24 protein-coding genes are annotated in these 25,522 nt (G+C 69.5%); 13 read left to right on the plus strand and 11 right to left on the minus strand.

Annotation, left to right across the window (positions count from 1 at the left end):
* Window positions 1-6: 6 nt before the first annotated feature.
* Window positions 7-888 carry a carbohydrate ABC transporter permease gene (locus DFJ67_RS03030; RefSeq protein WP_116066455.1) on the minus strand — a complete coding sequence of 294 codons (882 nt, stop codon included), beginning with the start codon at window positions 886-888 and terminating at the stop codon, window positions 7-9.
* Window positions 889-1,017: 129 nt separating this feature from the next.
* Between DFJ67_RS03030 and DFJ67_RS03035 the strand changes: the two genes are divergently transcribed.
* From DFJ67_RS03035 to DFJ67_RS03050, 4 genes are all read left to right on the plus strand, one after another.
* Window positions 1,018-2,385: a DUF4832 domain-containing protein gene (locus DFJ67_RS03035; protein WP_203783041.1), complete on the plus strand. Its 1,368-nt coding sequence runs from the start codon at window positions 1,018-1,020 to the stop codon at window positions 2,383-2,385.
* Between the two features lie 50 nt (window positions 2,386-2,435).
* Complete coding sequence (locus DFJ67_RS03040) at window positions 2,436-5,102, plus strand: fibronectin type III domain-containing protein (RefSeq protein WP_116066457.1); 2,667 nt, start codon at window positions 2,436-2,438, stop codon at window positions 5,100-5,102.
* 12 nt (window positions 5,103-5,114) lie between these two features.
* Complete coding sequence (locus tag DFJ67_RS03045) at window positions 5,115-7,628, plus strand: DUF4832 domain-containing protein (protein WP_116066458.1); 2,514 nt, start codon at window positions 5,115-5,117, stop codon at window positions 7,626-7,628.
* Between the two features lie 112 nt (window positions 7,629-7,740).
* The gene (locus DFJ67_RS03050) at window positions 7,741-8,778 is read left to right on the plus strand and encodes an amidohydrolase family protein (RefSeq protein ID WP_116066459.1); all 1,038 of its coding nucleotides are present in this window, start codon (window positions 7,741-7,743) and stop codon (window positions 8,776-8,778) included.
* A gap of 5 nt (window positions 8,779-8,783) precedes the next feature.
* Here DFJ67_RS03050 and DFJ67_RS03055 read toward each other — a convergent pair whose 3' ends face one another.
* On the minus strand, window positions 8,784-9,506 hold the full coding sequence (locus DFJ67_RS03055) for an SDR family oxidoreductase (RefSeq protein WP_116066460.1): 723 nt from the start codon (window positions 9,504-9,506) through the stop codon (window positions 8,784-8,786).
* 126 nt (window positions 9,507-9,632) lie between these two features.
* Here DFJ67_RS03055 and DFJ67_RS03060 point away from each other — a divergent pair, with 126 nt between their 5' ends.
* Window positions 9,633-10,517: a LysR family transcriptional regulator gene (locus tag DFJ67_RS03060; protein WP_116066461.1), complete on the plus strand. Its 885-nt coding sequence runs from the start codon at window positions 9,633-9,635 to the stop codon at window positions 10,515-10,517.
* Window positions 10,508-11,239 carry an SDR family oxidoreductase gene (locus DFJ67_RS03065; RefSeq protein WP_116066462.1) on the plus strand — a complete coding sequence of 244 codons (732 nt, stop codon included), beginning with the start codon at window positions 10,508-10,510 and terminating at the stop codon, window positions 11,237-11,239. Before DFJ67_RS03060 ends, DFJ67_RS03065 begins: the two co-directional genes overlap by 10 nt.
* Here the strand turns inward: DFJ67_RS03065 and DFJ67_RS42525 are convergent.
* On the minus strand, window positions 11,169-12,206 hold the full coding sequence (locus DFJ67_RS42525; RefSeq protein WP_170215732.1) for a hypothetical protein: 1,038 nt from the start codon (window positions 12,204-12,206) through the stop codon (window positions 11,169-11,171). The genes DFJ67_RS03065 and DFJ67_RS42525 overlap by 71 nt on opposite strands.
* A gap of 94 nt (window positions 12,207-12,300) precedes the next feature.
* Between DFJ67_RS42525 and DFJ67_RS03075 the strand changes: the two genes are divergently transcribed.
* The 4 genes from DFJ67_RS03075 to DFJ67_RS03090 are packed head-to-tail and all read left to right on the plus strand — an operon-like array spanning window position 12,301 to window position 16,188.
* Complete coding sequence (locus DFJ67_RS03075; protein ID WP_116066463.1) at window positions 12,301-12,846, plus strand: PadR family transcriptional regulator; 546 nt, start codon at window positions 12,301-12,303, stop codon at window positions 12,844-12,846.
* Window positions 12,847-12,900: 54 nt separating this feature from the next.
* Window positions 12,901-14,172: a helix-turn-helix domain-containing protein gene (locus DFJ67_RS03080; RefSeq protein WP_116066464.1), complete on the plus strand. Its 1,272-nt coding sequence runs from the start codon at window positions 12,901-12,903 to the stop codon at window positions 14,170-14,172.
* Between the two features lie 47 nt (window positions 14,173-14,219).
* Window positions 14,220-15,743: an acetaldehyde dehydrogenase ExaC gene (gene exaC, locus DFJ67_RS03085; RefSeq protein ID WP_116066465.1), complete on the plus strand. Its 1,524-nt coding sequence runs from the start codon at window positions 14,220-14,222 to the stop codon at window positions 15,741-15,743.
* Between the two features lie 22 nt (window positions 15,744-15,765).
* A complete protein-coding gene (locus tag DFJ67_RS03090; protein ID WP_116066466.1) occupies window positions 15,766-16,188 on the plus strand; it encodes a DUF779 domain-containing protein in 423 nt (140 codons plus the stop codon).
* A gap of 6 nt (window positions 16,189-16,194) precedes the next feature.
* Here the strand turns inward: DFJ67_RS03090 and DFJ67_RS03095 are convergent, their stop codons facing one another.
* The gene (locus DFJ67_RS03095; protein WP_203783049.1) at window positions 16,195-17,013 is read right to left on the minus strand and encodes a DUF72 domain-containing protein; all 819 of its coding nucleotides are present in this window, start codon (window positions 17,011-17,013) and stop codon (window positions 16,195-16,197) included.
* Window positions 17,014-17,676: 663 nt separating this feature from the next.
* Between DFJ67_RS03095 and DFJ67_RS03100 the strand changes: the two genes are divergently transcribed.
* The 3 genes from DFJ67_RS03100 to DFJ67_RS03110 all read left to right on the plus strand — a co-directional run bounded on the left by DFJ67_RS03100 (window position 17,677) and on the right by DFJ67_RS03110 (window position 19,729).
* Window positions 17,677-17,940: a winged helix-turn-helix domain-containing protein gene (locus DFJ67_RS03100; protein ID WP_116066468.1), complete on the plus strand. Its 264-nt coding sequence runs from the start codon at window positions 17,677-17,679 to the stop codon at window positions 17,938-17,940.
* Between the two features lie 156 nt (window positions 17,941-18,096).
* Window positions 18,097-19,386, plus strand: a complete 1,290-nt coding sequence (locus DFJ67_RS03105; RefSeq protein ID WP_116066469.1) for an extracellular catalytic domain type 1 short-chain-length polyhydroxyalkanoate depolymerase — start codon at window positions 18,097-18,099, stop codon at window positions 19,384-19,386.
* A gap of 28 nt (window positions 19,387-19,414) precedes the next feature.
* The gene (locus DFJ67_RS03110; protein WP_116066470.1) at window positions 19,415-19,729 is read left to right on the plus strand and encodes a hypothetical protein; all 315 of its coding nucleotides are present in this window, start codon (window positions 19,415-19,417) and stop codon (window positions 19,727-19,729) included.
* Window positions 19,730-19,783: 54 nt separating this feature from the next.
* Here the strand turns inward: DFJ67_RS03110 and wrbA are convergent, their stop codons facing one another.
* From wrbA to DFJ67_RS03145, 7 genes are all read right to left on the minus strand, one after another.
* Window positions 19,784-20,401 carry an NAD(P)H:quinone oxidoreductase gene (gene wrbA / locus DFJ67_RS03115; protein ID WP_116066471.1) on the minus strand — a complete coding sequence of 206 codons (618 nt, stop codon included), beginning with the start codon at window positions 20,399-20,401 and terminating at the stop codon, window positions 19,784-19,786.
* Between the two features lie 70 nt (window positions 20,402-20,471).
* Window positions 20,472-20,954 carry a MarR family winged helix-turn-helix transcriptional regulator gene (locus tag DFJ67_RS03120; protein ID WP_116066472.1) on the minus strand — a complete coding sequence of 161 codons (483 nt, stop codon included), beginning with the start codon at window positions 20,952-20,954 and terminating at the stop codon, window positions 20,472-20,474.
* Between the two features lie 58 nt (window positions 20,955-21,012).
* The gene (locus DFJ67_RS03125) at window positions 21,013-21,864 is read right to left on the minus strand and encodes a fumarylacetoacetate hydrolase family protein (RefSeq protein ID WP_116066473.1); all 852 of its coding nucleotides are present in this window, start codon (window positions 21,862-21,864) and stop codon (window positions 21,013-21,015) included.
* 16 nt (window positions 21,865-21,880) lie between these two features.
* Complete coding sequence (locus DFJ67_RS03130; RefSeq protein ID WP_203783039.1) at window positions 21,881-22,615, minus strand: SDR family NAD(P)-dependent oxidoreductase; 735 nt, start codon at window positions 22,613-22,615, stop codon at window positions 21,881-21,883.
* Window positions 22,612-23,865, minus strand: coding sequence for a phosphopyruvate hydratase (gene eno / locus DFJ67_RS03135; protein ID WP_116066475.1), 1,254 nt, complete (start codon window positions 23,863-23,865; stop codon window positions 22,612-22,614). Before eno ends, DFJ67_RS03130 begins: the two co-directional genes overlap by 4 nt.
* Entirely contained in the window at window positions 23,862-24,830 is a 969-nt protein-coding gene (locus tag DFJ67_RS03140; RefSeq protein WP_116066476.1) for a phosphotransferase, read from the minus strand. Before DFJ67_RS03140 ends, eno begins: the two co-directional genes overlap by 4 nt.
* Window positions 24,830-25,501, minus strand: a complete 672-nt coding sequence (locus DFJ67_RS03145) for a GntR family transcriptional regulator (protein WP_203783037.1) — start codon at window positions 25,499-25,501, stop codon at window positions 24,830-24,832. Before DFJ67_RS03145 ends, DFJ67_RS03140 begins: the two co-directional genes overlap by 1 nt.
* Window positions 25,502-25,522: the final 21 nt, after the last annotated feature.

The following is a 25,522-nucleotide window of genomic DNA, read 5'->3' on the forward strand; positions in this document are numbered from 1 at the left end:
GGCCCCCTACGCCAGGTCCGAGCGGGACGCGCGCAGCAGGCGCATCTGGATCGCGGTGAGCACGCCGAGGATCAGCGCGAGGAAGATGGCCGCGGCCGCGGCGTACCCCATGTGGAAATACCGGAACGCCTGCTCGTAGATGAAGTAGTAGATGACCCGCGTCGCGTTGACCGGCCCGCCGAACGTGGTGACCGCGATGGTGTCGAAGATCTGGAACGACCCGATCAGCGAGACCACCAGCACCAGCGCCAGGACCGGCCGCAACAGCGGCAGGGTGATCCGGCGGAACATCCGCCACTCGTTGGCGCCGTCGATCGCCGCGCTCTCGTAGAGGTATTGCGGCACCTGGAGCATCCCGGCGTAGAGCAGCAGCGCCGTGTAGCCCGTGTAGGCCCAGGTGTTGATCGCCGCGATCGACGGCATCGCCCAGGTGTCGTCGGTGAGGAACCCGATCGGGCCGATGTCGAGCGACGTGAGCAGGTGGTTGACGAACCCGAGGTTCGTGTCGAGCAGCCAGGTCCACAACAGACCGACGGTCACGTTGGGCACCAGCCAGGGCAACAGCATCGTGGCCCGCAACACCGTCGACCGGGTCAACCGGTGCATCAGCGCCGCGACACCCAGCGCGAGGATGGTCTGCGAGCCGATGTTGAGCACCACATACCAGACGGTGACCAGCAGCGAGTGCCAGAACTCGCCGTCCTTGACCAGCTCGGTGTAGTTGTCCGCGCCCACAAAGGAGGGCGTGTTGAGCATCGTGTAGTCGGTAACCGAGTACCAGACGCCGCGCACCGCCGGGTAGCCGTAGAACACGACGAAGCCCACCAGCACCGGCGCCAGGAACACCCAGGCCGCACGACGGTCGTCGCGCCGTTTCGTCACACTCATCGATCGCCTCTGATCTTTGTCCGGCTCGGCTCTTGCCAGCCGACCCGTTCCCGAATAATGATGTAGACCTTCGAAATTTTGTCAACACCTCTTCGTATTACGTCGTTAATGCCGAGGGAGCGACCACCCATGATCTTGAAGAGAGCGCTGCGCGCCAGCATCGCCCTGCTGGCGACCGTCGCGTTGGCCGCGGGGACACCCGCCGCCGCCCATCCCCCGACGGGTCCGCAGTGGACGCCGCTGACCTACGCTTCGGCGCCCGCCGACAACCCCCTCAAGGGCTTCATGCCGTACGCCGGTAGCTACCAGACCTTCCCGTACAGCATGGAATGGTTCTATTTGCCCCTCAGTGACGTGATGACCGGTCCGCGGCAGTTCCGCTGGGACGCGCTGGAGCGCCAGCTCAACGACATCGCGGCCCGCGGTCACCAGGCGGTTTTCCGCTTCTATCTGGACTATCCGGGCAAGCCGAGCGGCGTTCCGCAGTATCTGCTCGACCAGGGCCTGGTCACGCACGCCTACAACGACAACGGCAACAACGGCGTCAGCGTCTCCCCCGACTACAGCGACCCGCGCCTGGTCTCCGCCCTCGACACCTTCATCACCGCCTTCGGCCGGCGCTACGACGGCGACCCGCGGATCGGGTTCATCACGCTGGGCCTGATCGGGTTCTGGGGCGAGTGGCACACCTGGCCCTACGACGGCTACACCCAGCCGGAGAACTGGATGCCGGGCAACGACGTGCTCGTCCGGGTGCTGGGCAGCTACGAGCGCGCGTTCGACAAGACCCGGTTGCTGGCCCGCTATCCCAGCCAGGACAACAAGAACCTCAACATCGGTTACCACGACGACTCGTTCGCCTTCGAGACCCTGCCGGGTCAGTCCTGGCACTTCGTGCAGCGGATGATCGACGAGGGTACGACGGAGAAGTGGCGGCAGGAACCCATCGGCGGCGAACTGCGTCCCGAGATCCAGACCTGCCTGTGGGACCAGCCGGTCAGCTGCGGCCAATACCAGGACTTCGCCGAGTCGGTCGCGCAGACGCACGCCTCCTGGCTGATCAACCACGCCGCGTTCGCCGGCGCGGGCTACACCGGTGACAACTACTTCCGGGCCCTGGCCGCGTCGAAGTCGCTCGGCTACGAGCTGACCGTCACCGAGGCGGCGCTGTCCGGCGACCGGGTGTCGGTGCGGGTGGCCAACCGCGGCGCCGCGCCGTTCTACTACGACTGGCGGGCCGAACTCGCGGCCGTCGACAGCAAGGGCCGGATCGTCAAGCGGTGGAAGACCCCCTGGACGATGACCGGGATCCAGCCCGGCCAGGACCCGGCGACGCTGTCAACCAAGATCGACACCCACGGCCTGCGCGCCGGCAGCTACGACATCGTCATGCGCGTGGCCAACCCGCTGCCCAACGGCATCCCGTTGCGGTTCGCCAACACCAGTCAGGACAACCACTCCGGCTGGCTGCACCTCGGCGCCGTCACCATCCGCTGACGGCACCCCCCGCACCTGTTCCTGCCCCCGTCCCGAAGGGAACACGGTTCATGCCATCCATCCGCACACTGCTCGCAACCACCGCCGCGGCATTGAGCCTCGTGCTGGTGTCGAGCTCCGCGGTCGCCGCGCCGGCGGGCCCACCGTCCCGCCCGCCGGCCGGTCCCGGCCCGGACACCAGCCTGGCCACCCACACCTACGCCTACGCCGACGCACCGGTCGGCCAGCCACTCAAGGGCTTCGCGCCCTACTACTTCCCCGGCGACAACCTGTCCACGAAATACCCCGGCGGGCTCACCTGGAGCTACTTCGCGCTCAACGAGGTGATGAAAGACCCCAGCAGTTGCTCGGTCTTCGACTGGAGTGTCTTCGAGAAGGCGCTCGACGAGGCCGCCGTCTGGGGCCGCCAGGTCGCCTTCCGGTTCTACGTCGAATATCCCGGCGGCAGCGGCACCCACCCCGGCAACGGCATCCCGCCCTGCCTCAACGGCAAGATGGCGTTGCGTACCAACGGATTCTGGGGCACGGTCAGCCCCGACTACGACGACCCCGACGTCGTCGCCGCGCTGGTCAGCTTCATCAACGCGTTCGCCGCGCGCTACGACCACGCCGGCCCCGGCGGCACCGCCGACCCGCGGATCGGCTTCATGACGATGGGCCTGGTCGGCCTGTGGGGTGAGTGGCACACCTGGCCCTACGACCGCGACCTGGCCGACGGCTACCCCAACCTGATGCCGACCGACACCACGATCCGCACCATCATGGGCGCGTTCGACAGCGCGTTCAGCAACATCCAGATCGAGACGCGCTACCCGCTGGCCGGCACCGAGAACGCCAACATCGGGTTCCACGACGACTCCTGGCCCTACAAGGAGTGGCGTGGCAACGCGCTCAAGGGCATGACACTGCCGGTCTCGATGGGCGGCTGGGACGACGCGTTCCTGCAACTCCAGCTCAACACCGGCACCGAGAACCGGTGGATCACGAACTCGATCGGCGGCGAGGCGCGGCCCGAGATCCAGGGCAGCCTCTACGCCAACTGGCCGGGCGGTTCCGGGCAGGTCGACGACGTGCTCGCCGCGACCGAGCTCACCCACATCTCCTGGATGATCAACCAGACCGGCGCCGGCGGCTACAGCGCGACTGACCCGAAGGTCTCGGCCGGCGTCCGGAAGATGGGCTACAACCTGCACATCCCGCAGGCCAACTTCAACAGCACCGCCTCGGGTACGTTCAAGGTCGGCGTCACCATGCAGAACGACGGTGTCGCGCCCTTCTACTACCCGTGGACAACGGTGATCGGGCTGCGCGACGCGTCCGGCGCGATCGTCAAGACCTGGGACACCTCCTGGGATCTGCGCCAGGTGCAGCCGCTGAAGGTCCGGGCGTTCCCCGACTGGAATGTCGGAGCCAACCCGACCTACCTCGACTTCGGCCGCCCGGTCAACTTCTCGGCCAACCTCAGCACCGCGGGCGTTCCGGCGGGCTCCTACAGCCTCGTCCTGAAGGTGCGCAACCCGCTGGAGACGGTCACCCCGGCCGTCTTGCGGGCCCGGCCCGCCGCCAGCCGGTTGACCGACTGGATCATCGATCAGTGGCGGCCGGCTCTTCCGCTGTCGTTCGCCAACGCCAACCAGGGCACCGATGGCTGGGTCAACCTCGGAAACCTGAGCACCGGATCGTGTACGGGTGACTGCACGGCGCCGTCGGCTCCGTCTGGCCTGGCGGTGTCCGGGGTGACGAACACGAGTGTGTCGTTGTCCTGGACGGCGTCGACCGACAACGTCGGCGTGACCGGCTACCAGGTGTTCCGCGACGGCCTGTTGGTCGGTTCGCCGACCACAACGTCCTACACCGACACCGGCCGGTCGCCGGGGCAGACCTACCAATACACCGTGCGGGCGCGCGACGCCGCGGGCAACGTGTCGGGGCCGTCGGCCACGGTTTCCGGGACCACGAGCGGGTGTGCGGGTGACTGCACCGCGCCCAGCGCTCCGACGCTGTCGTCGACGGGCAAGACCGACACCACGGTGTCGCTGTCGTGGACCGGATCCACGGACAACGTCGGCGTGACCGGCTACGAGGTGTTCCGCGGCGGGACACTGGTCGGTTCGCCCACCGGGACGACGTTCACCGACACCGGGCTGACCGCCTCGACCGCCTACAGCTACACGGTCAAGGCACGGGACGCCGCCGGGAACAGGTCTGCCGCCAGCAACGCGGTCGCGGTGACCACGAACGCGGGGACACCACCGCCGACCGGGCTGGTGCTCGACAACTTCGACGGGACACCGGCGTATCCGTCCGCCGCATTGAACGACCTCAACAAGTGGACGGGCGCCAACTGCTTCCTCGACGGCGGCGGCTCGGGCGTGGTCACGGGTGGGGCGTTGAGCCTGCGTTACAACAACTGTGGCTGGTTCGGCTCCGACGTCGGTGTCGACCTGTCCGCGTACACCTATCTGGTGGTTCGGGTCAAAGGCTTGGCAGGTGGCGAGCAGAGCCACTTCAACCTCGGGTTCGGCGGCAGCACTAAGGTGTTCGGCGACTTCACCTTGGACGGTGGCGGGCATCCCGTCATCACGACCGCCTATCAGGACATCCGCATTCCGATGGCGGCCAACGGGATCAACCGCAACTCGCCGTCGCAGCTCGCCATGGGCTTCTGGTATGGCGGCAACTCCACCATCAGCATCGACAACATCTCCTTCCAGTAGGGGAAGGCATTCATGCGTGCTCGCACCCTGCGGCTGCTCACCGTGACGACGCTGCTCGCCGGCGTCGGCGCGGTGGCGGTCGCCGCACCGGCCCAGGCCGCAACCGTCACCTACAGCGCCGATCTCGGCACCGCGTTCGCCAACCCGGAGCGCGGCTTCCACAACCGCTACGAGATCATCAACGACCCGGCGGTCAACGACTACGTCAACGCCGCCACCATTCCCGGCTTCAACCCGGACCTGCTCGACCGGACCTTCGCCCGGGCCAAGGCCAACGGCAACACGCTCATCCACAGCTACGTCCATCTCGACAAGTACAGGACCCAGGCGTTGCCCCAGGCGCTGCTCGACAACCTGGCCTCGGGGCTGGCCGCCGTTCGGGCCGCCGGCATGAAGATCGTGCTGCGGCCGGCGTACACCTGGGATGGCTATGTCACGGTCGACGAGGCGCAGATCCTCGCGCACATCGGGCAGCTCAACGCCGTCATCACGGCGAATGCCGACGTGGTGCTGCACCTGGAGACCGGATATCTCGGTGCCTGGGGCGAGTGGCACACCGGCGGCCTGACCAACCCGTCGTCGGTCGAGGAGGCGCCCGCGCGTTACCGGATCGTCAAGAAGATCCTCGACACCACGCCGGCGACCATCCCGCTGGCGATGCGCTACCCGATCTACATCAAGGAGGTCACCGACCCCACCTCGTGCGTCGTGCCCGGCGGGTGCAACCTGACCCAGGCGCAGGAGGACCGGATCGGCTTCCACAACGACTGTTTCCTGGCCGACTTCAACGACCAGGGCACCTACGACAACCCGTCCTGGATGGGCTGGTACTACATCGAGCAGAAGAAGCAATGGATGTACGACCTGGCCACCTCGACCGGGCAGAACAAGATGGTCGGCGGTGAGACCTGCGGGTCCGACGGCTACAACGACGCGGCGTGCGTGAACGCGCAGACCGAGATGCAGAAGCTCAACTTCACCGAGATCAACGAGGACTACGCGGCGGTCAACACCGACAAGTGGCGGGCGGCCAACCTGGCGGCCAGCGGTAACGATCCCGCGGAGACCTGTTTCACCCGCATCAAGCGCAAGCTCGGATATCGGCTGAGATTGCTGGACGCGACGTTCCCCACCACCGTCGCGCCCGGCGGCAGCCTCGCACTGACCGCGCACCTCACCAACGACGGCTGGTCTGGTCTGATCAAGACGCGGCCCGTCTACCTGGTGCTCGACAACGGCACCAACCGCTACAACCTGCCGCTCTCCGGGGTCGACCCGCGCAACTGGCTGGCCGGCGCCAGCACGCTCACCTCGAGCGTGACGGTGCCGGGCGGGGCTGCCGCCGGGACCTACAAACTGGCACTGTGGTTGCCCGATCCGAGCTCCGGGCTCCAAGCTCGGCCCGAATACTCGGTGCGGCTGGCCAACACCGGCACCTGGGACGCGGCCAAGGGTTACAACGTGCTGTCCACGTCGGTCAGCGTCGGCACCTGCACGGGTGACTGCGTGGCGCCGTCGGCGCCGTCCGGTCTGACGGTGTCGGGGGTGACCAACACGAGCGTGTTGTTGTCGTGGTCGGCCGCCAGCGACAATGTCGGCGTGACGGGCTACCAGGTGTTCCGCGACGGCGTGCTGGTCGGTTCGCCCACGACGACATCGTTCACCGACACCGGTCGGTCGCCGGGGCAGACCTATCAATACACGGTGCGGGCGCGGGATGCCGCGGGGAACGTGTCGGGGCCGTCTTCGGCCGTTTCCGGCACGACGAGTGGGTGTTCGGGTGACTGCACCGCGCCCAGTGCCCCGACGTTGTCGTCGCCGGGCAAGACCGACACCACCGTTTCCTTGTCCTGGACCGGATCCACGGACAATGTCGGCGTGACCGGCTACGAGGTCTTCCGGGGCGGGGCGTTGGTTGGTTCGCCTTCGGGCACCTCGTTCACCGACAGCGGTCGGACCGCGTCGACGGCCTACAGCTACACCGTCAAGGCGCGGGACGCGGCCGGGAACCGGTCGGCGGCCAGCAACACCGTCACGGTCACCACCGACGCGACTCCACCACCTCCGACGGGACTTGTGCTCGACAACTTCGACGGGACACCGGCATACCCGTCGTCGTCGCAGAATGATCTGGGTAAGTGGACCGGGGCCAACTGCTTCCTCGACGGCGGCGGCTCAGGTGTTGTCACCGGCGGGGCGTTGAGCCTGCGCTACAACAACTGTGGGTGGTTCGGCTCCGACGTCGGCGTCGACCTGTCCGCGTACACCTATCTGGTCGTGCGGGTGAAGGGTCTGGCCGGTGGCGAGCAGAGCCACTTCAACCTGGGCCTCGGCGGCAGCACCAAGGTGTTCGGAGACTACACATTGGATGGCGGTGCCCATCCGGTCATCACCACGAGCTATCAGGACATCCGCATCCCGATGACCGCCAACGGGATCAACCGCAACTCGCCGTCACAGCTCGCCATGGGCTTCTGGTATGGCGGCAACTCCACCATCACCATCGACCACATCTCCTTCCAGTAACCGCACGACGCTGCCCGCGTCTTTTCAAGGAGTTCTTCGTGACAACCATCGTTTTCCTCGGCGCGGGCAGCGTCGTGTTCACCCGCGAGCTGCTGCCGGCAGGGTTGCGCTGATGGAACTTGCGGACTACACACCGGTCCCCGCCATCCGCCGGCCGCTGACCCACGTGCCGCGAGCGTCGGTGCCGGCCGTCGACGTGCACAACCACCTGGGCCGTTGGCTCGGCGACGGCGACTGGCTCGTCGCCGAACTCCCCGCGCTCATCGACCTGATGGACGAGGTCAACGTGCGCACGATCGTCAACCTCGACGGCCGCTGGGACGCGGAGTTGGACGCCAACATCGCCCGTCTCGACCGCGCGTTTCCCGACCGCTTCGTGACCTTCTGCCATCTTGACTGGTCGCTCCTGCACCACCCCGACCCGACCAGCGCGTTGATCGCGAGCCTGCACCGGGCCCGGGACGCCGGCGCCCGCGGCGTGAAGGTCTGGAAAGACCTCGGCCTGACCGTGACCGATGCGGCCGGCAACGTCGTCCTGCCCGACGACCCACGGCTGGCGGAGGTCTTCGCCGCGGCGGGCGAGTTGGGCCTGCCGGTGCTCATCCACACCGCCGACCCGATCGCGTTCTTCGGGCCGCTGGACGCTTCCAACGAGCGGTTCGAGGAACTGTCCGAGAACCCGTCGTGGTGGTTCGGCGCCCCCGGCTATCCGACGTTCGATCGGCTGATGGCGGCGCTGGAAACGGTGGTGGCGGGCGCACCGGGCACCACGTTCATCGGCGCACACGTCGGGTGCGCGGCCGAAGACCTGGCCTGGGTCGACGGCATGCTGACCCGCTACCCCAACTTCCACGTCGACCTGGGCGGCCGGCTGGCCGAACTCGGCCGCCAGCCCCGCGCCACCCGCCGGCTGATCGTCACCCACCCCGACCGCTTGCTGTTCGGCTCGGACGCGTTCCCACCGAGCCGGGAGGCCTACGAGGTCTATTGGCGCTTCCTGGAAACCGAGGACGAATGCTTCCCGTACGCCCCGGGGGCGCGGGTGCCACCCCAGGGGCGCTGGGACATCTCGGCGATCGGCCTGCCACCAGACGTGCTGAGCCAGGTCTACGCGGGCAACGCCCGGCAGCTGCTGGGCCTCCCCGGCTAGGCGTCTCAGACGAGCACCGCTCCGCCGTCGACGAGGATCGAGGTGCCGGTCGCCATCGACTGCTCCATCGCATACACGTAGGCGCGGGCGACGTCGGAGGTCTCACCCACCCGGCCGACCGGCAGTTTGGCGGCGAGGCCGTCATACATTGCCCGCTCGTCGCTCGGCGCCATGGCCGCCCAGAGCGGGCTGCGGGTGACGCCGGGTGCGACCAGGTTGACCCGGACCGGCGCGAGCTCAAGAGCTAGTTGCCTGGTCAGGGCGTCGAGCGCACCGCAGATGCTCGCGCCGAGGGCCCAACCCGGCGCGGGGCGCTGGCCCGCGTTGCCGCCGGTGAGCACGACGGAACCACCGTCGCGGATGGCGCCGGCGCCGATCGCCGCGCGCACCACGCTCAGCGCGCCGAAGTAGCGCGTCTCCCAGAAGCTTCGGGCGACCTCCGGCGTCAGCTCCGCCAACATCGTGAGGCGCAACGGTTCGCCCGCGGTGTAGACGAGATGGTCGATCGGCCCGGCGAACGTGATGAGTCGGGCGACCGATTCGGGGTCCGTGAGGTCGACCGGGGCGCCCGTGGCGCGATCGGGCAGCGTACCCAGGGCGCGGTCGATGTTTTCTTTGTTGCGGGAGGCGACGATCGGGGTCGCGCCTGCCTCGGCCACCGCCTGGGCGACCCGTAGGCCGAGCCCGGACGTGCCGCCGACGACCAGGACACGTTTTCCATCGAGCATCGTTCATCGAACCTTTCGCGGGTGGAGGATCTGGTGGAGCCGATCAACCGTCGCGCGGGCCGGGCTCGTCGGCCAATACCTGTTCGTGGCAGGGTTGATACCGGCGAGGTATGAAGGGTGCGGGCGATGCTGGACGATCTTGATCTGCGGAAACTGCGCTACTTCGTCGCGGTCGCGGAGGAGCTCAACTTCATCCGCGCGGCCGACCGGCTGCACATCGCCCAGCCCGTGCTGACCCGGCAGATCAAGGCGCTCGAGAAGGAACTCGGCGTCGAGTTGTTCGCGCGATCCACCCGCGGCACGGAGTTGACGCCGGCCGGGGCGGGCTTCGTCGACGATGCCCGGGCGATCCTCCGTTCGGCGGCCGCTGTGCAGCGCCGGGTGCGGCAGGCCGCCCGCGGCGGCTCGCGGCTGACCGTCGGGTTCATGCCGGGCATCCTGCCGACCGACCTGGTGCGGGCACTGCGCGAGCGGATCCCTGACCTGGCGGTCGAGGTCGTCCGGACGTCCTGGGACGACCAGGTGGAGATGATCCTCGACGGGCGGGTCGACGCGAGCTTCGTGCGATTTCCCATCGATCCCAGCGGTCTCACGGTGATCCCGCTCTACACCGAGTCACGCGTCGTCGTGCTCTCGGCCACGCATCCGCTCGCCGCGCGGGAGACCGTGAGCATTCTCGACCTCGGCCCGCTCGACCTGCTCCAGGATCCCGCCGCCGTCCCCGAGTGGCGGGACTCCCGGTCTGGCAGCCGCGAACGTCCGCGCGCGCGTACGGTCGAAGAAAAGCTCGAGATGGTCGCCGGCGAGCGCGGCGTCGTGATCCTGCCGGAGTCGACGGCCCGGTTCTACACCCGGCCCGACGTGACCCACCGGCTCGTCGCCGACCTGCCCCCGCACCAGGTCGCCCTCGCCTTCGAGGCCGGCCGGAACTCGGTCGAGTTGCGGGTGATGGCGCAGATCGCGCGCGAGCAGCACCCGGAGCCGGCGCGGAGGGGAATGTCATGGATCTGAAAGGCTCGGTAGCGGTCGTCACCGGCGGAAGTGGTGGCCTTGGTCGACATCTCGTCGCACAGCTCCTCGAGCGAGGCGCCGCCAAGGTCTACGTCGCCACTCGCAAGGCTGAGGGCGCCGACATGGCCGGCACGACGGCGTTGAAGCTTGACGTCACCGACCCAGCCTCGTCGGCGGCCGCGGCGAAGGTGGCCGCGGACACGACCCTGCTGATCAACAATGCCGGCGTCAACACGCACGCCAGCCTGGTCGACGGCGACTTCGGCGACATCCGCCGCGAAATGGAGATCGCCTACTTCGGGAGCCTCAACGTCACCCGCGCCTTCGCGCCGGTCATCGAGGCAAACGGCGGCGGTGCGATTCTCAACGTGTGCTCGCAACTCTCGTGGGTGCACTTCACCGGTGCCGGCGCCTACAGCGGTGCGAAGGCCGCCGAATGGGCGTTGACCAATGCGACGCGATTCGAGCTCGCGCCCCGCGGCGTCCAGGTCGCCGGGCTCTACATGGGATACATGGACACGCCCTTGTTCGCCGACGCACCCGAGAAGCTCAAGAGCGACTCGGCGACGGTGGCCGCACGCGCCCTGGACGGCATCGCCGCCGGTGCCGACGAGATCTTCGGCGACGACTTCACGGGCTGGGTCAAAGAGATCATGGGCGAGTCGCCGGATGCGTTCGCCCACTCGATCCAGGGCCGTTCGGCGCGGGTGTTGCAGAGCTGACGCGGGCGTGGCGGCGGAGGGTCGTTTCAGGCAGGCCTGAATCAGCCGCCAACCGCTTCCAGGTGTGGCCCTGGGCCCGGCCGGCGGCGACATAGGCCGCGAGCGAGTCGAAGCCGAGCCCCCGGGCCACCGCCCGGTCGCGGTCGGCGGCCTGGTGGCGCTTTGTCGCGTGCGGCATCGGGCTGATTCCGTGGTGCCGCAACGCGGTCAGGATCGTTCCGCGGGTCACGCCCGTCTCGGCGGCGATCGCGGCCACACTGCGGTGCTCACCGACGTGCCGCGCGCGCAGATAGGCCGCCGGGTCGGCGAACCCGTGCCGCACGGCGACCGGCCGCAGCCGGGCATCACTCGCATGTGGACGGATGCTGGTCGGCGCGAGGGCGGCGACGTGGCGGGACAGCCAGTCCTTGTGCTGCCCGGCCTCCCGGCTGATCGCCGCGAGACTGCGGCCGTCGGACAGCCGCGCGGCCACGTATGCCGCGAAGTCTTCGAAGCCGAAGCGGTGCGCGACCTGCCGGGCGAGCTCGCGCAGGCGGTCTTCGGCATAGCGGCGGGCGCCCGAAGCCCGCGCCTCCGGGCTGATCCGGGCGAGGTTCGCGAGCGTCTTCGCCCGTCGCTGGGCCGGATGCGGGCGGCCGCGCGCCGCCGAAGCCGCCGCCGCGGTGAGTTCGCCGGTGCGGGAACGGGTGCGGGCCGCCGCGAGCGCGTCGCGCAACGTCGGCTCGACCGCGAGGCGCGCGGTCAGGGCCGCCGAACGGCGCTTGCGGGTGGCCTCGCCACTGAGCGGGTTGCCCAGCTCCAGGCCGAACGCCGCGACGTAGTCGGCCTTGGTCCAGCCGTGCACGCGCAGGTGGCTCGCCACCGACAGGAACCACGAGCCGCAGAGGTGGCAGCAGACCCGGTCGCCGTCTTCGAGCAGCCGGCCGAGCGGCGCGTAATAAGGAGTGCCGTCGTCGAGCCTGTCCATCGCCACCCCCGGAGCGCGTCGGGTAGTCACATTGAGACTACTGCGCCATCGCCGGGCCCGGAAGCGGTTACCGGCCGGCCACTACGCTGAACGGGTGGCGGAGCGTCCCGACTTGTCCCTGGCCGCGTGGATCGTGCTGGCGCTGGTCGACGAGAGCCCCAAGCACGGGTTCGCCGTGGCCGCGTTGACCGCCGAAGACGGCGACGTCGGGCGGGCCTGGCACGTGCCGCGGCCGATCGTCTACCGGTCGCTCGACCGGCTCGCCGAGCTCGACCTCATCCGGGTCGTCTCGACCGAGGCGGGGCAGCGCGGGCCGCAACGGTCCATTCTCACCACCACGCCCGCGGGCCGGGCGGCGACCCGGGCCTGGCTGAAGCGGCCGGTGGCACACGTCCGCGACGTGCGCTCCGAACTGCTCGCGAAGCTGGCGCTGCTGCTCCGCCGCGAGACGGCACCGCAGGCGTTGATCGCCGCGCAGCGGGCCGCGCTGGTCCCCGTGCAGACCGCGCTCGAACGGCAGCGCGCGGCCGAGACCGGCTTCGGGGAGATCCTGGCCAGTTGGCGCAGCCAGAACGTCAACGCCGCGATGCGTTTCCTCGACGAGGTCGAGGCCATCGCTTCTGCGGACTTCGAGCGCTGATCGAGTTGGCAATTGCGACCCCGTACGCCACGATGGGTGACGAGGAGGACGTGGTTGTCCAACCCGTGGCTCGCCCTGCAGACCGGAGTCGATCCTGTCGAACGGATCGGCGAGATCGGCCGCGCGCACGATAGGTTCCTCGCCGCCGGCGCCGTCGACGAACGGGTCCGGCGGGTGGTCGCGGAGTCCTGGCGCCGGTCGGCCCACGCGTTGCTCCAACCCGACTCGACCGCGCCGATCGACCTGGCGGATGCCGAACTCGACGCCTACCGCGCCGAACATCCGCTGGCCGCGGTGCTTCCGCTGTTCCGGGAGATGCTCGGCGACGCGGCGCAAGACGGCGAGCTTCTCGCGGTCTGCGACGCGCGGGGCCGGCTGCTCTGGGTCGACGGCAACCGCGCCGCGATGCGTGACGCCGAGGCGATGAACTTCGTCGCGGGCGCGTGGTGGGACGAGGCGCACGCGGGCACCAACGCACCGGGAACGGCGGTGGCCATCGACCACTCCGTGCAGATCTTCGCGACCGAGCATTTCAGCCGGCCCGTGCAGCCCTGGACGTGTTCGGCCGCGCCGATCCACGATCCACACACCGGCCGGCTGCTCGGCGCCATCGACATCACCGGCGGTGACCAGGTCGCCAACCCGCACAGCCTCGCGCTGGTCCGCGCGGCGGCCCGGGCGGCCGAGGCGTTCCTGGCCGGCGCGCCCCGCGCTGGCGATGCGACCGTCGCCGCTCTCGGGCGCGACGAAGCGACGCTGACTGTCGGCGGGAAGCGCACCAAGCTCGGCCGGCGCCACTCCGAGTTGCTGGTCCTGCTCATCTCCCACCCGGAGGGCCGCACCGGCGAGCAACTGGGCCTCGACCTCTACGGCGACGCCCATCTCAACCCGGTGACCGTGCGGGCCGAACTCTCCCGGTTCCGCCGCACGCTCGGCCCCGACCTGCTCGATTCCCGGCCCTATCGGCTGCGCACCGTCGTCGACGCCGACTTCCTCGCGGTCACCCGGTTGCTCGAGGAAGGGCGGGTCGACGCGGCGCTCGACGCCTACGCCGGCCCGCTGCTGCCGGGCTCCGACGCGCCGGGGATCGCGCGGCTGCGCACCGACCTCGAGGTGCAGGCCCGGGCCGCGGTGCGGGCCAGCCGTGACCCGCGGCTGCTCGACACCTGGACCCGGTCGCCCTGGGGTGCCGACGACCTGGAGATGTGGCAGGCCCTGGCGACGGCGTTGACGCCGCAGTCGCCGCGCGCGCCGCTCGCTCGCGCCCGGGCGGTGCAGCTCGCCCGCGAGTACGACGCAACGTGGATGCAACGTCTCGGTAAATAACGTGACTCCCGGGTCGCCATGGCGGCGGCGCTTTTCGGGAGGTCACCATGACCACATACGCGCAACCCGGTTCGGACGGTTCTGTCGTTTCCTACGCATCGCGGTATGACCACTGGATCGGCGGCGAGTTCGTACCCCCGGCCAAAGGCCAGTATTTCGAGAACCCGAGCCCGGTCACCGGCCAGGCATTCACGGAGATCGCCCGCGGCACGGCCGACGATGTCGAGCGCGCCCTGGACGCCGCGCACGGTGCCGCCGAGGCCTGGGGCCGCACCTCGGTCGCCGAGCGCGCCAACATCCTCAACAGGATCGCCGACCGGATGGAAGCCAACCTCGAGAAGCTCGCGGTCGCCGAGTCGTGGGAGAACGGCAAGCCGGTCCGCGAGACCATGGCCGCCGACATACCGCTGGCCATCGACCACTTCCGCTATTTCGCCGGTGCGATCCGGGCGCAGGAAGGCTCGCTCGGCGAGATCGACGACGACACGGTCGCCTACCACTTCCACGAGCCGCTGGGCGTCGTCGCGCAGATCATCCCGTGGAACTTCCCGATCCTGATGGCCGTCTGGAAGCTCGCCCCGGCCCTGGCCGCCGGCAACGCGGTCGTGCTCAAGCCGGCAGAGCAGACGCCCGCCTCGATCCACCTGCTGATGAGCCTGATCGCCGACCTGTTGCCGCCGGGCGTGGTCAACATCGTCAACGGCTTCGGCTTCGAGGCCGGCAAGCCGCTCGCCTCGTCGGCGCGGGTCGCCAAGGTCGCGTTCACCGGCGAGACCACCACCGGGCGGCTGATCATGCAGTACGCCAGCGAGAACATCAAGCCGGTCACGCTGGAGCTCGGCGGGAAGAGCCCGAACATCTTCTTCGACGACGTCAGCAGCGCCACCGACGACTTCTTCGACAAGGCGCTCGAGGGCTTCACGATGTTTGCCCTCAACCAGGGCGAGGTCTGCACCTGCCCGTCGCGGGCGCTGATCCAGCAGGGCCACTACTCCGACTTCCTGGCAGCCGCGGTCAAGCGGACCGAGGCCGTCGTGCAGGGCAACCCGCTCGACACCAACACGATGGTCGGCGCGCAGGCCTCCAACGACCAGCTCGAGAAGATCCTGTCCTACCTGGAGATCGGCCGGCAGGAGGGCGCCAAGCTGCTCACCGGTGGCGCCCGCGCGGAGCTGGGCGGCGACCTCGCCGGCGGCTACTACGTGCAGCCGACGATCTTCGAGGGCAGCAACTCGATGCGGATCTTCCAGGAGGAGATCTTCGGCCCGGTCGTGTCGGTGGCCTCGTTCAACGACTTCGCCGACGGGATCAAAATCGCCAACGACACGTTGTACGGCCTCGGCGCCGGCGTCTGGACCCGGGACATCAACACCGCGTACCGGGCGGGCCGGGCGATCCAGGCCGGTCGAGTGTGGACGAACAGCTACCACCTCTACCCGGCACACGCCGCGTTCGGTGGCTACAAGCAATCCGGCATCGGGCGCGAGAACCACAAGATGATGCTCGACCACTATCAGCAGACGAAGAACCTGCTAATCAGCTATTCACCCAAGGCCATGGGTTTCTTCTAGGCCTTACCAAAGGATCACGCCAATGAGCGAAATCCAGCACACCGGGTCGGCCGCCGCAGCCGCGGCCGGCCCGGCGGTGTCCCGCGTCGACCTGACGCCGGCCGCCGCCGAACTCCTGCGCTCGCTGCACGGCAACCACGGGCCGCTGATGTTCCACCAGTCCGGCGGCTGCTGCGACGGCAGCGCACCGATGTGTTTCCCGGCCGGCGAGTTCCGCACCGGCAGCTCCGACGTCGAACTCGCGTCGCTGAAGGTCGAGGGGGTCGACGAACCCATCTCGTTCTGGATGTCGACGTCGCAGTTCGACCGCTGGAAGCACACCCACCTGACCGTCGACGTCGTTCCCGGACGTGGCAGCGGCTTCTCCCTCGAAGCACCGGAGGGCGTGCGGTTCCTCATCCGGTCGCGCCTGCTGACCGCCGAGGAGCTGGCCCAACTGGAATAGTCGCCTTCAGAACAAGGTCAACGGCTCTTCCAGGGGTACGGGCTCGGGCAGCGCTTCGAGGCCCGGCACCCGGCTGCGCACCTGCTGATGGAACATCCGGGCAAGGGCGGGCGCGTCGGCATTGTCGGGCGTGTGGATGAAGAAGGTCGGCTCCCGCCCTTCCCGCAGCCAGCCGGCGGCGACCTCGACCCAGCGCTGCCAGCCCTCGACGGTCGCCGCGGTCTCGTCGCGGCCGAGGTAGCGGACGATCGGCTGGTCGGTGAGCGCCTGGGTGCGAAGCGGCATCCGCGGCTTCTTCGTCCAGGCCTCCCGCTCGGCGGCGCTGGTCGGGGGCTTCCGGAAGAACGCGGTGGTGTCGAACGGGATCCACTCGGCGCCGGCGAGCGCCTGCTCGAGTCGGTTCGTCGCCCGCGCGTCGGTGAAGAAGCCGGGGTGGCGGACTTCCACGGCGTACCGGTAATGGGTGGGCAGGTTCCGGATGAAGCTGCCGAGCGTCCCGGTTTCTTCGGGACCGAAGGATCCCGGAAGTTGGATCCAGAGCGCGTGGACCCGCGGGCCGAGCGGCTCGATCGCACGCAGGAACGCGTCGAGCGGCGTGGCGGCGTCGACCAGGCGGCGGTCGTGCGTGACCACCTTGGGCAGCTTCAGGACAAAGCGGAAACTGGGGTCGGTCTGGTTGGCCCAGGTGGCAACGGTCTCCCGGGTGGGCGTGGCGTAGAAGGTCGTGTTCCCCTCGACGGCATCACACCAGCCGGCGTAATGCCGGAGCCGCTCATCAGACCTCGCCGGCGAGACCCGCCCTTGCCAAGCCTTGAGCGTCCACATCGCGCACCCCACATGAAGCCGCATCCCCACACGGTAGCCAGCGCGATGGAGATCCTGGTCCTGGGCTACGCCCAACGACGAGATCCGCAGAGTCGTCGCGCGGAACGATCGACGGCCCGGAGCCCGCCCGGCCCGGAGCCCGCCCGGCCCCGAGTCCGCCCGGCTCGTGCGGCTGGGCCCGCCCGGAGTCCGCCCGGCCCGGAGCCCGCCCGGCTCGTGTGGCTGGGCCGGCCCGGGTGTTGTCCCCGGGGACGATCTGGGGCGGCGGAGCTGTTGAAACGTAGATCAACTCTACGGATGTGCCGCCCCGGATGGGCGGTCCCGCGGCGAGCGCGGCGGCAGCTGCGCTGCAGGGCCGTCGGTGGCAGATTTGCCGCCCCGGATAGGAAAGAAAGGCGACGCTTCTGGCGCCGGGCGCCCCCCTCCGACTGCGTTCGGACGCACGCCACTGTCAGACCGCGCTCTAACTGCGATCCGAGCCGATCTGGGGTAGCAGACGTGGAAAGTTGATCTACATCTCCCCACATCCGCTGCCCCAGATCGGCCATGCATGCCAGCCAGGCCGATCCTTCCGGCGCAGCCGTCCAGAAAAACTTGGCCTTGACGCGTGACGCCCTTACAGCAATAGTAGCCATTGTAACCACTGGTTAGTGGAGGGGTTCGATGGGAGCGCACCGGCCGAGCTATCTCGACATCGTCGACGACATTCGGGGTCAGATCGTCAGCGGCCAGCTAGCGCCCGGCGCCACCCTGCCCACCTGCCGGGTGATGTGCCAGACCTACCAGGTCAGCCGCCAGACCATCGGCAGCGCCATGATCGTGTTGCGCACGCAGGGGCTGATCGTCGGCCATCAGGGCAGGGCCGTCTATGTCACCGCCGACCCGAGGCACCTCGCGGCCCAACCCAGCGACAACGCTCCCGATTGACCCCGCCCGTTGTGGCGGGTTTCGAAAACTGATGCCCGGCGGGCGGATCGCGGCCTAGTCTGCGGTCGGGAGTCGTCAGTTGATGGCCGAGGGCAACGGCCGTGCTCGCCAGCGCGGGTCGATCGCCCGCGCGTCAGCAATGAGGAGCGAGAGCTCATGAGGCTTCCCAAGGCCCTGCATGCCCTCTGGGCGGTGCTGGCCGCCACCATCGTCGCGGCGACGTTGTTGGTCGCGGCGCCGGCGCAGGCCGCGTCACTCACCGAAGTGACCAACTTCGGCACCAACCCCGGCAATCTCCGGATGTATCTCTACGTCCCCAACAACGTCGCCGCGCGGCCCGGCCTGTTGGTCGCCGTGCATTACTGCACCGGCAGCGGCCCGGCGTTCTACAGTGGAACCGACTTCGCCCGGCTCGCCGACCAATACGGGTTCATCGTCGTCTACCCCTCGGTGACCGCGAGCGACGGCTGTTTCGACGTCGCCTCCAATGCCACGCTCACCCACAACGGCGGCAGCGACTCGCTGAGCATCGTCTCGATGACGCGCTACGTGCAGCAGAACTTCAACGCCGACCCGAACCGTACCTTCGTCACCGGTGTCTCGTCCGGCGCCATGATGACCAACGTGCTGCTCGGCGCCTACCCCGACGTCTTCCGGGCCGGCGCCGCCTTCGCCGGGGTGCCGTTCGGGTGCTTCGCCGGGTCGGGCAAGTGGAACAGCCAGTGCGCACAGGGCCAGCTCACCCGCACCGCACAGCAGTGGGGCGATCTCGTCCGCAACGCCTACCCGGGTTACACCGGCGCGCGACCGCGGGTGCAGCTCTGGCATGGGACAAACGACGAGACGCTGTCGTACGTGAACTTCGGCGAAGCCATCAAACAGTGGACCAATGTGCAGGGGCTGAGCCAGACCCCGACGTCGACCGACAGCCCGCAGTCGGGGTGGACACGCACCCGCTACGCCAACAGTTCCGGTCAGGTGCTCGTCGAGGCGACCAGCATGGCCAACACGTCGCACAACCTGCCGGTGCAGGCCGCGGCGGCGATCGCGTTCTTCGGCCTCAACGGCGGCGGCGGTCCGACGACGCCACCGCCCACCAGCAACCCGCCGACCACACCCCCGCCGACCACCCCGCCGCCCGGGTCGGGTGGCTGCACCGCCGTGTTCCAGGTGACAAGTTCATGGCAGGCGGGGTACGTCGCCGCGGTTCGCGTCACCGCCGGCAGCAACGGTGTCAACGGCTGGCGGGTCGGCCTGCCGTTGCCGGCCGGCAACACCGTCGTCAACTCGTGGAGCGGCCAGTTCAGCGGCTCCGGCAGCGCGACGCAGGTGACCAACGTCAGCTACAACGGCCGCTTGACGGCGGGTGGGGTCACCGAGTTCGGGTTCCAGGCCAATGGGGCGACGCCGAACCCCGTACCAAATCTGACCTGCACTGCTCTGTGAACCAGGGCGTCAGACATGATGTAGCGCCATGACCATGACAGTGGTGGAGATCCATGTTCCGCTGACGCCAGTACCCGGTCTCGGCGAAAACGACTATGCATTTCCGTGGATCGATGATGTCGAAGATTTTCTCGCCGGCCTCGAAGAGGCGGAGGAGTTCGACAGCGGAGAAGAATACGGCGATGTCTACGTCTTCTTCATCGCCGGAGCGCCGGACGAGGTGCTGCTGTCGGTGGCTGCGCGGGTGGCCGGCCTCGAGCGGGTGCCGGCCGGCGCGTTCGCCGTCATCAGTGACGACGAGGCGGAGGAGTTCGGGCGCGGACGGCGGGTGAGCCTGCCGTAACTGGCGCGCTCGTGGGCGACCGGCTCGGCGAGCCGGTCGCCCAGGCGACGCGGGTCAGGCGGCCGAGCCGTCCTTGAGCGCGCGGGCGATGCGGACCACGCGCTCGGCCTGGTGGCGGGCCGCGTTGCGGGTCTGGTCGCCGACCGGGTCGGTGCCGCCGGCGGTGAAGTGCGACGTGCCATACGGGTTGCCGTCGGCGAACTTGACCGCGTCGGTGTAGCCGGGAGCGACGACGATGCCCCCGAAGTGGTAGATCGTGTTGTAGAGCGCGATCAGCGTCGACTCGTGGCCGCCGTGGCGGGTCGCGGTCGAGGTGAAGCCGCTGTAGACCTTGTCGGCCAGCTTGTTCTGCGACCAGAGCGGCGACAGGCTGTCGAGGAACTGCTTGAGCTGGGCCGCGACGTTGCCGAACCGGGTGGGCGAACCGAAGATCACGGCGTCGGCCCATTCCATGTCGTCCGCCGTCGGCGCGGGGATGTCGGCCGTGGCGGCGTGGTGCGCGGCCCAGACCGGGTTGGAGTCGATCGCCGACTGGGGTGCCAGTTCCGCCGCCTTGCGGATCCGGACCTCGGCGCCGGCCTTCTCAGCAGCGGCGGCGATCTCGTTGGCGATCTCGGTGCCGGTGCCGGTCGACGAGTAGTAGACGATGGCGAGCTTGACGGGATCAGACATGGCTCTTCTTTCCGTGCTGGGGGGCTTCGTGCGAGTTGAAGCCTAGCCAGCTAAGGGTGACGCGTCACCCTCACGAAGTGGGTGATGTATCACCCATGCCGTCGGCGATGTTCTCGAGCACCGCGTTCGAGATGGCCGCCAGCGCGTCGACCTGGCGGGGGCTCAGGGCATCGAAGAACAGCCGGCGTACGAACTCGGCGTGCGCGGGCGCCGCCCGGACGATCGCTTCCCGGCCCGCCGCGGTGAGCGCCACCACCGCGCCCCGGGGCTCGGATTCACAGGACCGCCGCTCGACCAGGTCGCGCTCGACCATCCGGGAGATCTGGTGGGTCAGCCGGGTTTTCTCCCAGCGGAGCAGTTCGCGCAACTCGAAGACGCGCAGGCACGAATCGGGCGCGTCGGACAGGCCGACGAGGACGGCGTAGTCGGCCACCGAAAGGCCGAAGGTGGTGAGCAGGTGCCGGTTCATGTGCCGGCGCACGTCTTCCTCCATCGTGAGGAAGGCCCGCCAGGCGGCCAGCTCGCGATCGCTCAACCAGTGCGGCTCGGGCATGCCGGCGAGTCTACCCGGCAAGGGTGATGAATCACCCTTGCCGGGATGCATCTTTGGGTCAGGCCTGACCGACGAGCTGCCGCTGGTGACCCAGGCCCTCGATCTCCAGGTCGACCACGTCGCCGGCGGCCAGGTAGGGGAAGCGGCCCGACAGCGCCACGCCCTGGGGCGTGCCGGTGTTGAGCAGGTCGCCCGGCTCCAGCACGGTGAGCTGGCTGAGCTGGTAGATCAGGGTGGCGACGCCGAAGATCATGTCGCGGGTCGTCGAGTCCTGGCGGGGCTCGCCGTTGACCCACGAGCGCAGCCGCAGCGCCTGGGGGTCGGCCACCTCGTCGGCGGTGACCAGCCACGGGCCGAGCGGGTTGAACGTCTCGCAGCTCTTGCCCTTCGACCACTGACCGCCGCTCTGCTTGATCTGCAGGTCACGCTCGGACACGTCGTTGGCGATCGTGTAGCCGGCGACGTAGGACAACGCCTCGTCCGGCGACGCGAGATAGCGGGCCCGGCGGCCGATCACCACGGCCAGCTCCACCTCCCAGTCGGTCTCCTTGGAGCCGCGCGGGATCAGCACCTCGTCATCGGGCCCGACCACCGTGTTGGGCGCCTTGTAGAACATCACCGGCTGCTCCGGCGGCTGGGCACCCGACTCGGCCGCGTGCGCCGCGTAGTTCATGCCGATGCAGAGCACCACGCTCGGGCGGGCGATCGGCGCGCCGACCCGCTGCCCGGTCGCGTCGAACGCCGGCAGTTCACCAGCCGCGTGCGCCGCGCGAACCCGCTCGATGCCGTCGCCGGCGAAGAACGCCGGGTCGATGTCGGCGGTGACCCCGCCAAGGTCGAAATACTGACCGGACCCGTCGAGTAGGACGGGACGTTCGGCGCCGGCCGGCCCGATCCGCATCAGTCGCATGCCGCTTCTCCTTCGTTCAGGCGGCGACCAGGCCGCCGTCGATGACCAGCTCGGTGCCGGTGACGAACTCGGCCTCGTCGGACGCCAGATAGAGCGCCGCCGCGGCCACCTCGCCCGGGGTGGCCAACCGGCCCATCGGCTGCCGGGCGACGAGCTGGGCGCGCGTCGCGTCGGGGTCGTCGGTCGCGGCGAGGAGCCGGCCCACCCAGGGCGAGTCGACGGTACCCGGGCACACCGAGTTGGCCCGCACCCCGGTCCCCGCGTATTGCACGGCGACCTGCTTCGTGAACGTGATGACCGCGCCCTTGCTGGCGCAGTAGGCGGCCCGGTCCTTGAGCCCGACCAACCCGGCGGCCGACGCGGTGTTGACGATCGCGCCGCGCCGTTGCCGCAACATGTGCGGCAACGCGTATTTACAGCCCAGGAAGACACCGCGGGTGTTGACCGCGAACACGGCGTCCCACTCCTCGACAGTGCATTCGATCGGATCGGTTATCGACGAAAGCCCAGCGTTGTTGCATAAAACATCGATCCGCCCGGTCTCGGCAACGGCCTGAGCAACGGCGGCTTCGACATCGGCCGGGACCGTCACGTCAACTTTCAACGCGATGCTCCCGGCCGGGCACCCTTCCGGGGCGAGGTCGGCCGCATAGACCGCGGCGCCCTCGGCCAGAAACCGCCGGGCCATCTCGAACCCGATCCCCGACCCCGCGCCGGTGACCAACACCGTGCGCCCGTCAAACCTGTTCACCGCGTCTCCTTCCACGGCCCGGCGAACGTGGTGTCCTCCAGCGCCGCGAGTTCCAGCAACCTGTTCCATTTCGCGGTCCGCTCGGACCGGTGCGTCGACCCGACCTTGATCTGCCCGGCCCGCCACCCGACCGCGAGATCGGCCACCCACGCGTCCTCGGTCTCCCCCGACCGGGCGGAGACGATCGTCCGATAGCCGGCGTCCCGCGCCGCCCGAACCACCGCCGCCGCGCCACTGACCAGCCCGTTCTGGTTGGGCTTGACCAGGACGGCGTTGCCGACGCCGGCTGCGACACCGCGGGCCAGACGGTCCAGATCAGTGACAAAAAGATCATCACCAACCAGTTGTACGCCCGGCAGCCGGCCGGTCGCGGCCGCCCACCCGGCCCAGTCGTCTTCCGCGAGCGGGTCTTCGACGGAGAGCACCGGATAGTCGGCGCACCAGGACGCCACCTCGTCGATCAGCTCGGTCGCGGTGAGCCGACGCCCTTCACGGCGCAGGTGATAGGCGCCCCCGTCGAAGAACTCGGTCGCGGCGAGGTCGAGCGCGAGCCCGACCCGACCGGTCAGCCCGGCGGCGTCGATGCCGTCGACCACCAGCTCCAGCGCGGCCCGGTTGGTCGGCAGCCGCAGCCCGAGGCCGCCCTCGTCGGCAACCAACGCCGCGGCGTCGTGGCCGCGGCGTTGGGCCAGCTCCGCGGTGGCCGTGCGGACGGCGGCGGCCCACTCGATCGCCTCGGCGAAGCCGGTCGCCGCGTGCGGGATCACCAGCACGTCCTGGATGTCGATGGCGGAGGCGGCGTGCGCGCCACCCGAGACGATGTTGACCATCGGCATCGGCAGCAGCAGGGGCCCGTCGCCGGCGAGCTGGCGGGCCAGGGTGACGCCGGCTTCGGCCGCACCCGCGCGGGCTGCGGCAACCGAGACGGCCAGCACGGCGTTGGCACCGACGGCGGCGTAGGGCGGCTTGTCGACCGAACGCAACGCGTCGTCGACCGCGGCGATGTCGACGCCGATGACCGCGGCCGCGAGCGCACCCTCCACATGGGACACAGCGGTCCGCACGCCCCGGCCGCCGTAGCGGGCGCCGCCGTCGCGCAGCTCGACCGCTTCGTGCGAGCCCGCCGATGCACCCGACGGAACGGTCGCGGTCGCGGCCGCTCCCCCGTCGAGCGTGACCCGGCAGGCAACGGTCGGCCGCCCACGCGAGTCAAGCGCCTCCCAGCCCCGCACTTCCCGGACCCGGCTCATCCGGCGCGATCCCAGAGGTCGTCGATTGGCGGGCTCGACGGCAGTGACAGGGCGTGGACCGCCAAGGCTCGCACTCGGTCTCGGCCGGCGGGGGTCAGGTAGGTGGCGGGCGATTTGCCGTCTACCCGGGCCAGTAGGAGACAGGCGGTGTGCCAGCCGAGGCGGGTTGAGGTGGTCGGTCCGTAGCCCGTTTGGAAAGCCGTCGCAGCGGCGCGTAACGCGGGTGCGGCGGCTGGGCGGTGGATCGCCTTGAGGAGGAGGTGGCATTGGAGGAACGCCAGGTCGAAGACGGCCGCGCCGACGTGGGCTACCTCGAAGTCCAGCACCCATAGCGGACCGTCGGGGGCTACCAGGACGTTCTTCGGGGAGAAGTCGCCGTGTACGAGGCAGTCGCGCGCCGTCGTCAGGTCGGTGATGCAGGCGTCGATCGCTGGTGTGAGCGCGGGATGGCGGTCGCGGATCACCCGGTGGAACGGCGCGACCCGGAGTTGTTCGAACGCCTCGTAGTCGGCGAAGCGCTCCGCGACAACCGGGTCGCCCCAGGTTTGCTGGTGCCAGGCGGACAACAGACGGCCGAGAGCTGAAGCCACTGCCGCGAAACGGGCGCCCGACGGCGGCTCGTCGAGCAGCACGGTCTTCCACGGCTGCCAGCCGGGCGGCGCCGCGGTCATCGTCAGGACCAACGCCGCCGGGTCCACGTCAACCAGTTCCGGCGTGTGTGCCGGGGTGATCTCGTGCAGGAGCGCCAGCGCTGCCGCCTCGGTCAGCAAGCGTTCCGGCTTGGCCAGCCACTCCGTCGCCACCGACAGACGATCGAGCGCCTGCTTCACCACCAGCCGGCGGTCGCCCCCGGAGACCAGCACCACCACGCCCGAGACGCCGCCGGTCAGGAGGGTTGCCGTGCCGCCGCCGGGGATGACGCCTCGGCCGCGTAGGTGTTCTACCGCGTTTTCGATGGTGAGCATCAGTCGGTGAAGTAGTCGGGCTGGTCGTGGCGCAGTGCGGGTGCCTGTGCGGCGGCCCGGCGGGCGTGGGCCCGGACCAGCTCGCTGCCGCCGGCCACGTCGCCGCGGTCGAGGGCGTCGACGATGGCCCGGTGTTCGGCCAGCAGGTCGCGCAGGGTGCGCGGGTCGGGCAGGCTCAGCCGGCGTAGCCGGTCGAGTTGGACCTTCATCCGGACCACCGCTTGCCAGGCGCCCGGGTGGCCGCTCATCACGAAGATCTGCTCGTGTAACGCCTCGTCGGCGGCGAAGAACTCGTCGAGGTCGCGAGCCCGGACCGCGACCCGCTGCTGGTCCAGCAGGCGGCGCAGCCGCGAGACGTCGTTGGAGCCGCAGGCGCCGGCGAACGCCGCCACCTCGAGGTTTTCGCGGACGAAGCGGGCCTCTTCCACGTCGCTCATCCCGATCAGGGCCACCTTGGTGCCGACCTGGGGCACCACCTGCACCAGGCCCGCGTCGGCCAGCCGGGCGATCGCCTCGCGCAGCGGCGTGCGGCTCACACCGAGCTGCTCGGCTAGGTCGGTCTCCGAGAGCGTGGCGCCCGGTGTCAGGCGCAGGTCGCGGATCGCTGTCGCCAGCGCCGCGTAGACCTCGTCAGAAGCGCGGCCTCGGCTGCGCAGGACCGGCATCAGCATGAAGCCGACCTTGGCACACTA

The sequence above is a fragment of the Asanoa ferruginea genome (genome assembly GCF_003387075.1).
Taxonomy (GTDB): domain Bacteria; phylum Actinomycetota; class Actinomycetes; order Mycobacteriales; family Micromonosporaceae; genus Asanoa; species Asanoa ferruginea.

What these genes read in the sequence shown, in the direction of transcription:
- DFJ67_RS03050 (WP_116066459.1), top strand. Translation starts at nt 7,741, where the DNA reads ATGGAACTTGCGGACTACACACCGGTCCCCGCCATCCGCCGGCCGCTG.
- wrbA (WP_116066471.1), bottom strand. Translation starts at nt 20,401, where the DNA reads ATGTCTGATCCCGTCAAGCTCGCCATCGTCTACTACTCGTCGACCGGC.
- exaC (WP_116066465.1), top strand. Translation starts at nt 14,220, where the DNA reads ATGACCACATACGCGCAACCCGGTTCGGACGGTTCTGTCGTTTCCTAC.
- DFJ67_RS03100 (WP_116066468.1), top strand. Translation starts at nt 17,677, where the DNA reads ATGGGAGCGCACCGGCCGAGCTATCTCGACATCGTCGACGACATTCGG.
- DFJ67_RS03110 (WP_116066470.1), top strand. Translation starts at nt 19,415, where the DNA reads ATGACCATGACAGTGGTGGAGATCCATGTTCCGCTGACGCCAGTACCC.
- DFJ67_RS03145 (WP_203783037.1), bottom strand. Translation starts at nt 25,501, where the DNA reads ATGCTGATGCCGGTCCTGCGCAGCCGAGGCCGCGCTTCTGACGAGGTC.
- DFJ67_RS03040 (WP_116066457.1), top strand. Translation starts at nt 2,436, where the DNA reads ATGCCATCCATCCGCACACTGCTCGCAACCACCGCCGCGGCATTGAGC.
- DFJ67_RS03125 (WP_116066473.1), bottom strand. Translation starts at nt 21,864, where the DNA reads ATGCGACTGATGCGGATCGGGCCGGCCGGCGCCGAACGTCCCGTCCTA.
- DFJ67_RS03065 (WP_116066462.1), top strand. Translation starts at nt 10,508, where the DNA reads ATGGATCTGAAAGGCTCGGTAGCGGTCGTCACCGGCGGAAGTGGTGGC.
- DFJ67_RS03030 (WP_116066455.1), bottom strand. Translation starts at nt 888, where the DNA reads ATGAGTGTGACGAAACGGCGCGACGACCGTCGTGCGGCCTGGGTGTTC.
- DFJ67_RS03045 (WP_116066458.1), top strand. Translation starts at nt 5,115, where the DNA reads ATGCGTGCTCGCACCCTGCGGCTGCTCACCGTGACGACGCTGCTCGCC.
- DFJ67_RS03055 (WP_116066460.1), bottom strand. Translation starts at nt 9,506, where the DNA reads ATGCTCGATGGAAAACGTGTCCTGGTCGTCGGCGGCACGTCCGGGCTC.
- DFJ67_RS03035 (WP_203783041.1), top strand. Translation starts at nt 1,018, where the DNA reads ATGATCTTGAAGAGAGCGCTGCGCGCCAGCATCGCCCTGCTGGCGACC.
- DFJ67_RS03105 (WP_116066469.1), top strand. Translation starts at nt 18,097, where the DNA reads ATGAGGCTTCCCAAGGCCCTGCATGCCCTCTGGGCGGTGCTGGCCGCC.
- DFJ67_RS03140 (WP_116066476.1), bottom strand. Translation starts at nt 24,830, where the DNA reads ATGCTCACCATCGAAAACGCGGTAGAACACCTACGCGGCCGAGGCGTC.
- DFJ67_RS03120 (WP_116066472.1), bottom strand. Translation starts at nt 20,954, where the DNA reads ATGCCCGAGCCGCACTGGTTGAGCGATCGCGAGCTGGCCGCCTGGCGG.
- DFJ67_RS03090 (WP_116066466.1), top strand. Translation starts at nt 15,766, where the DNA reads ATGAGCGAAATCCAGCACACCGGGTCGGCCGCCGCAGCCGCGGCCGGC.
- DFJ67_RS03095 (WP_203783049.1), bottom strand. Translation starts at nt 17,013, where the DNA reads ATGTGGACGCTCAAGGCTTGGCAAGGGCGGGTCTCGCCGGCGAGGTCT.
- DFJ67_RS42525 (WP_170215732.1), bottom strand. Translation starts at nt 12,206, where the DNA reads ATGGACAGGCTCGACGACGGCACTCCTTATTACGCGCCGCTCGGCCGG.
- DFJ67_RS03060 (WP_116066461.1), top strand. Translation starts at nt 9,633, where the DNA reads ATGCTGGACGATCTTGATCTGCGGAAACTGCGCTACTTCGTCGCGGTC.
- eno (WP_116066475.1), bottom strand. Translation starts at nt 23,865, where the DNA reads ATGAGCCGGGTCCGGGAAGTGCGGGGCTGGGAGGCGCTTGACTCGCGT.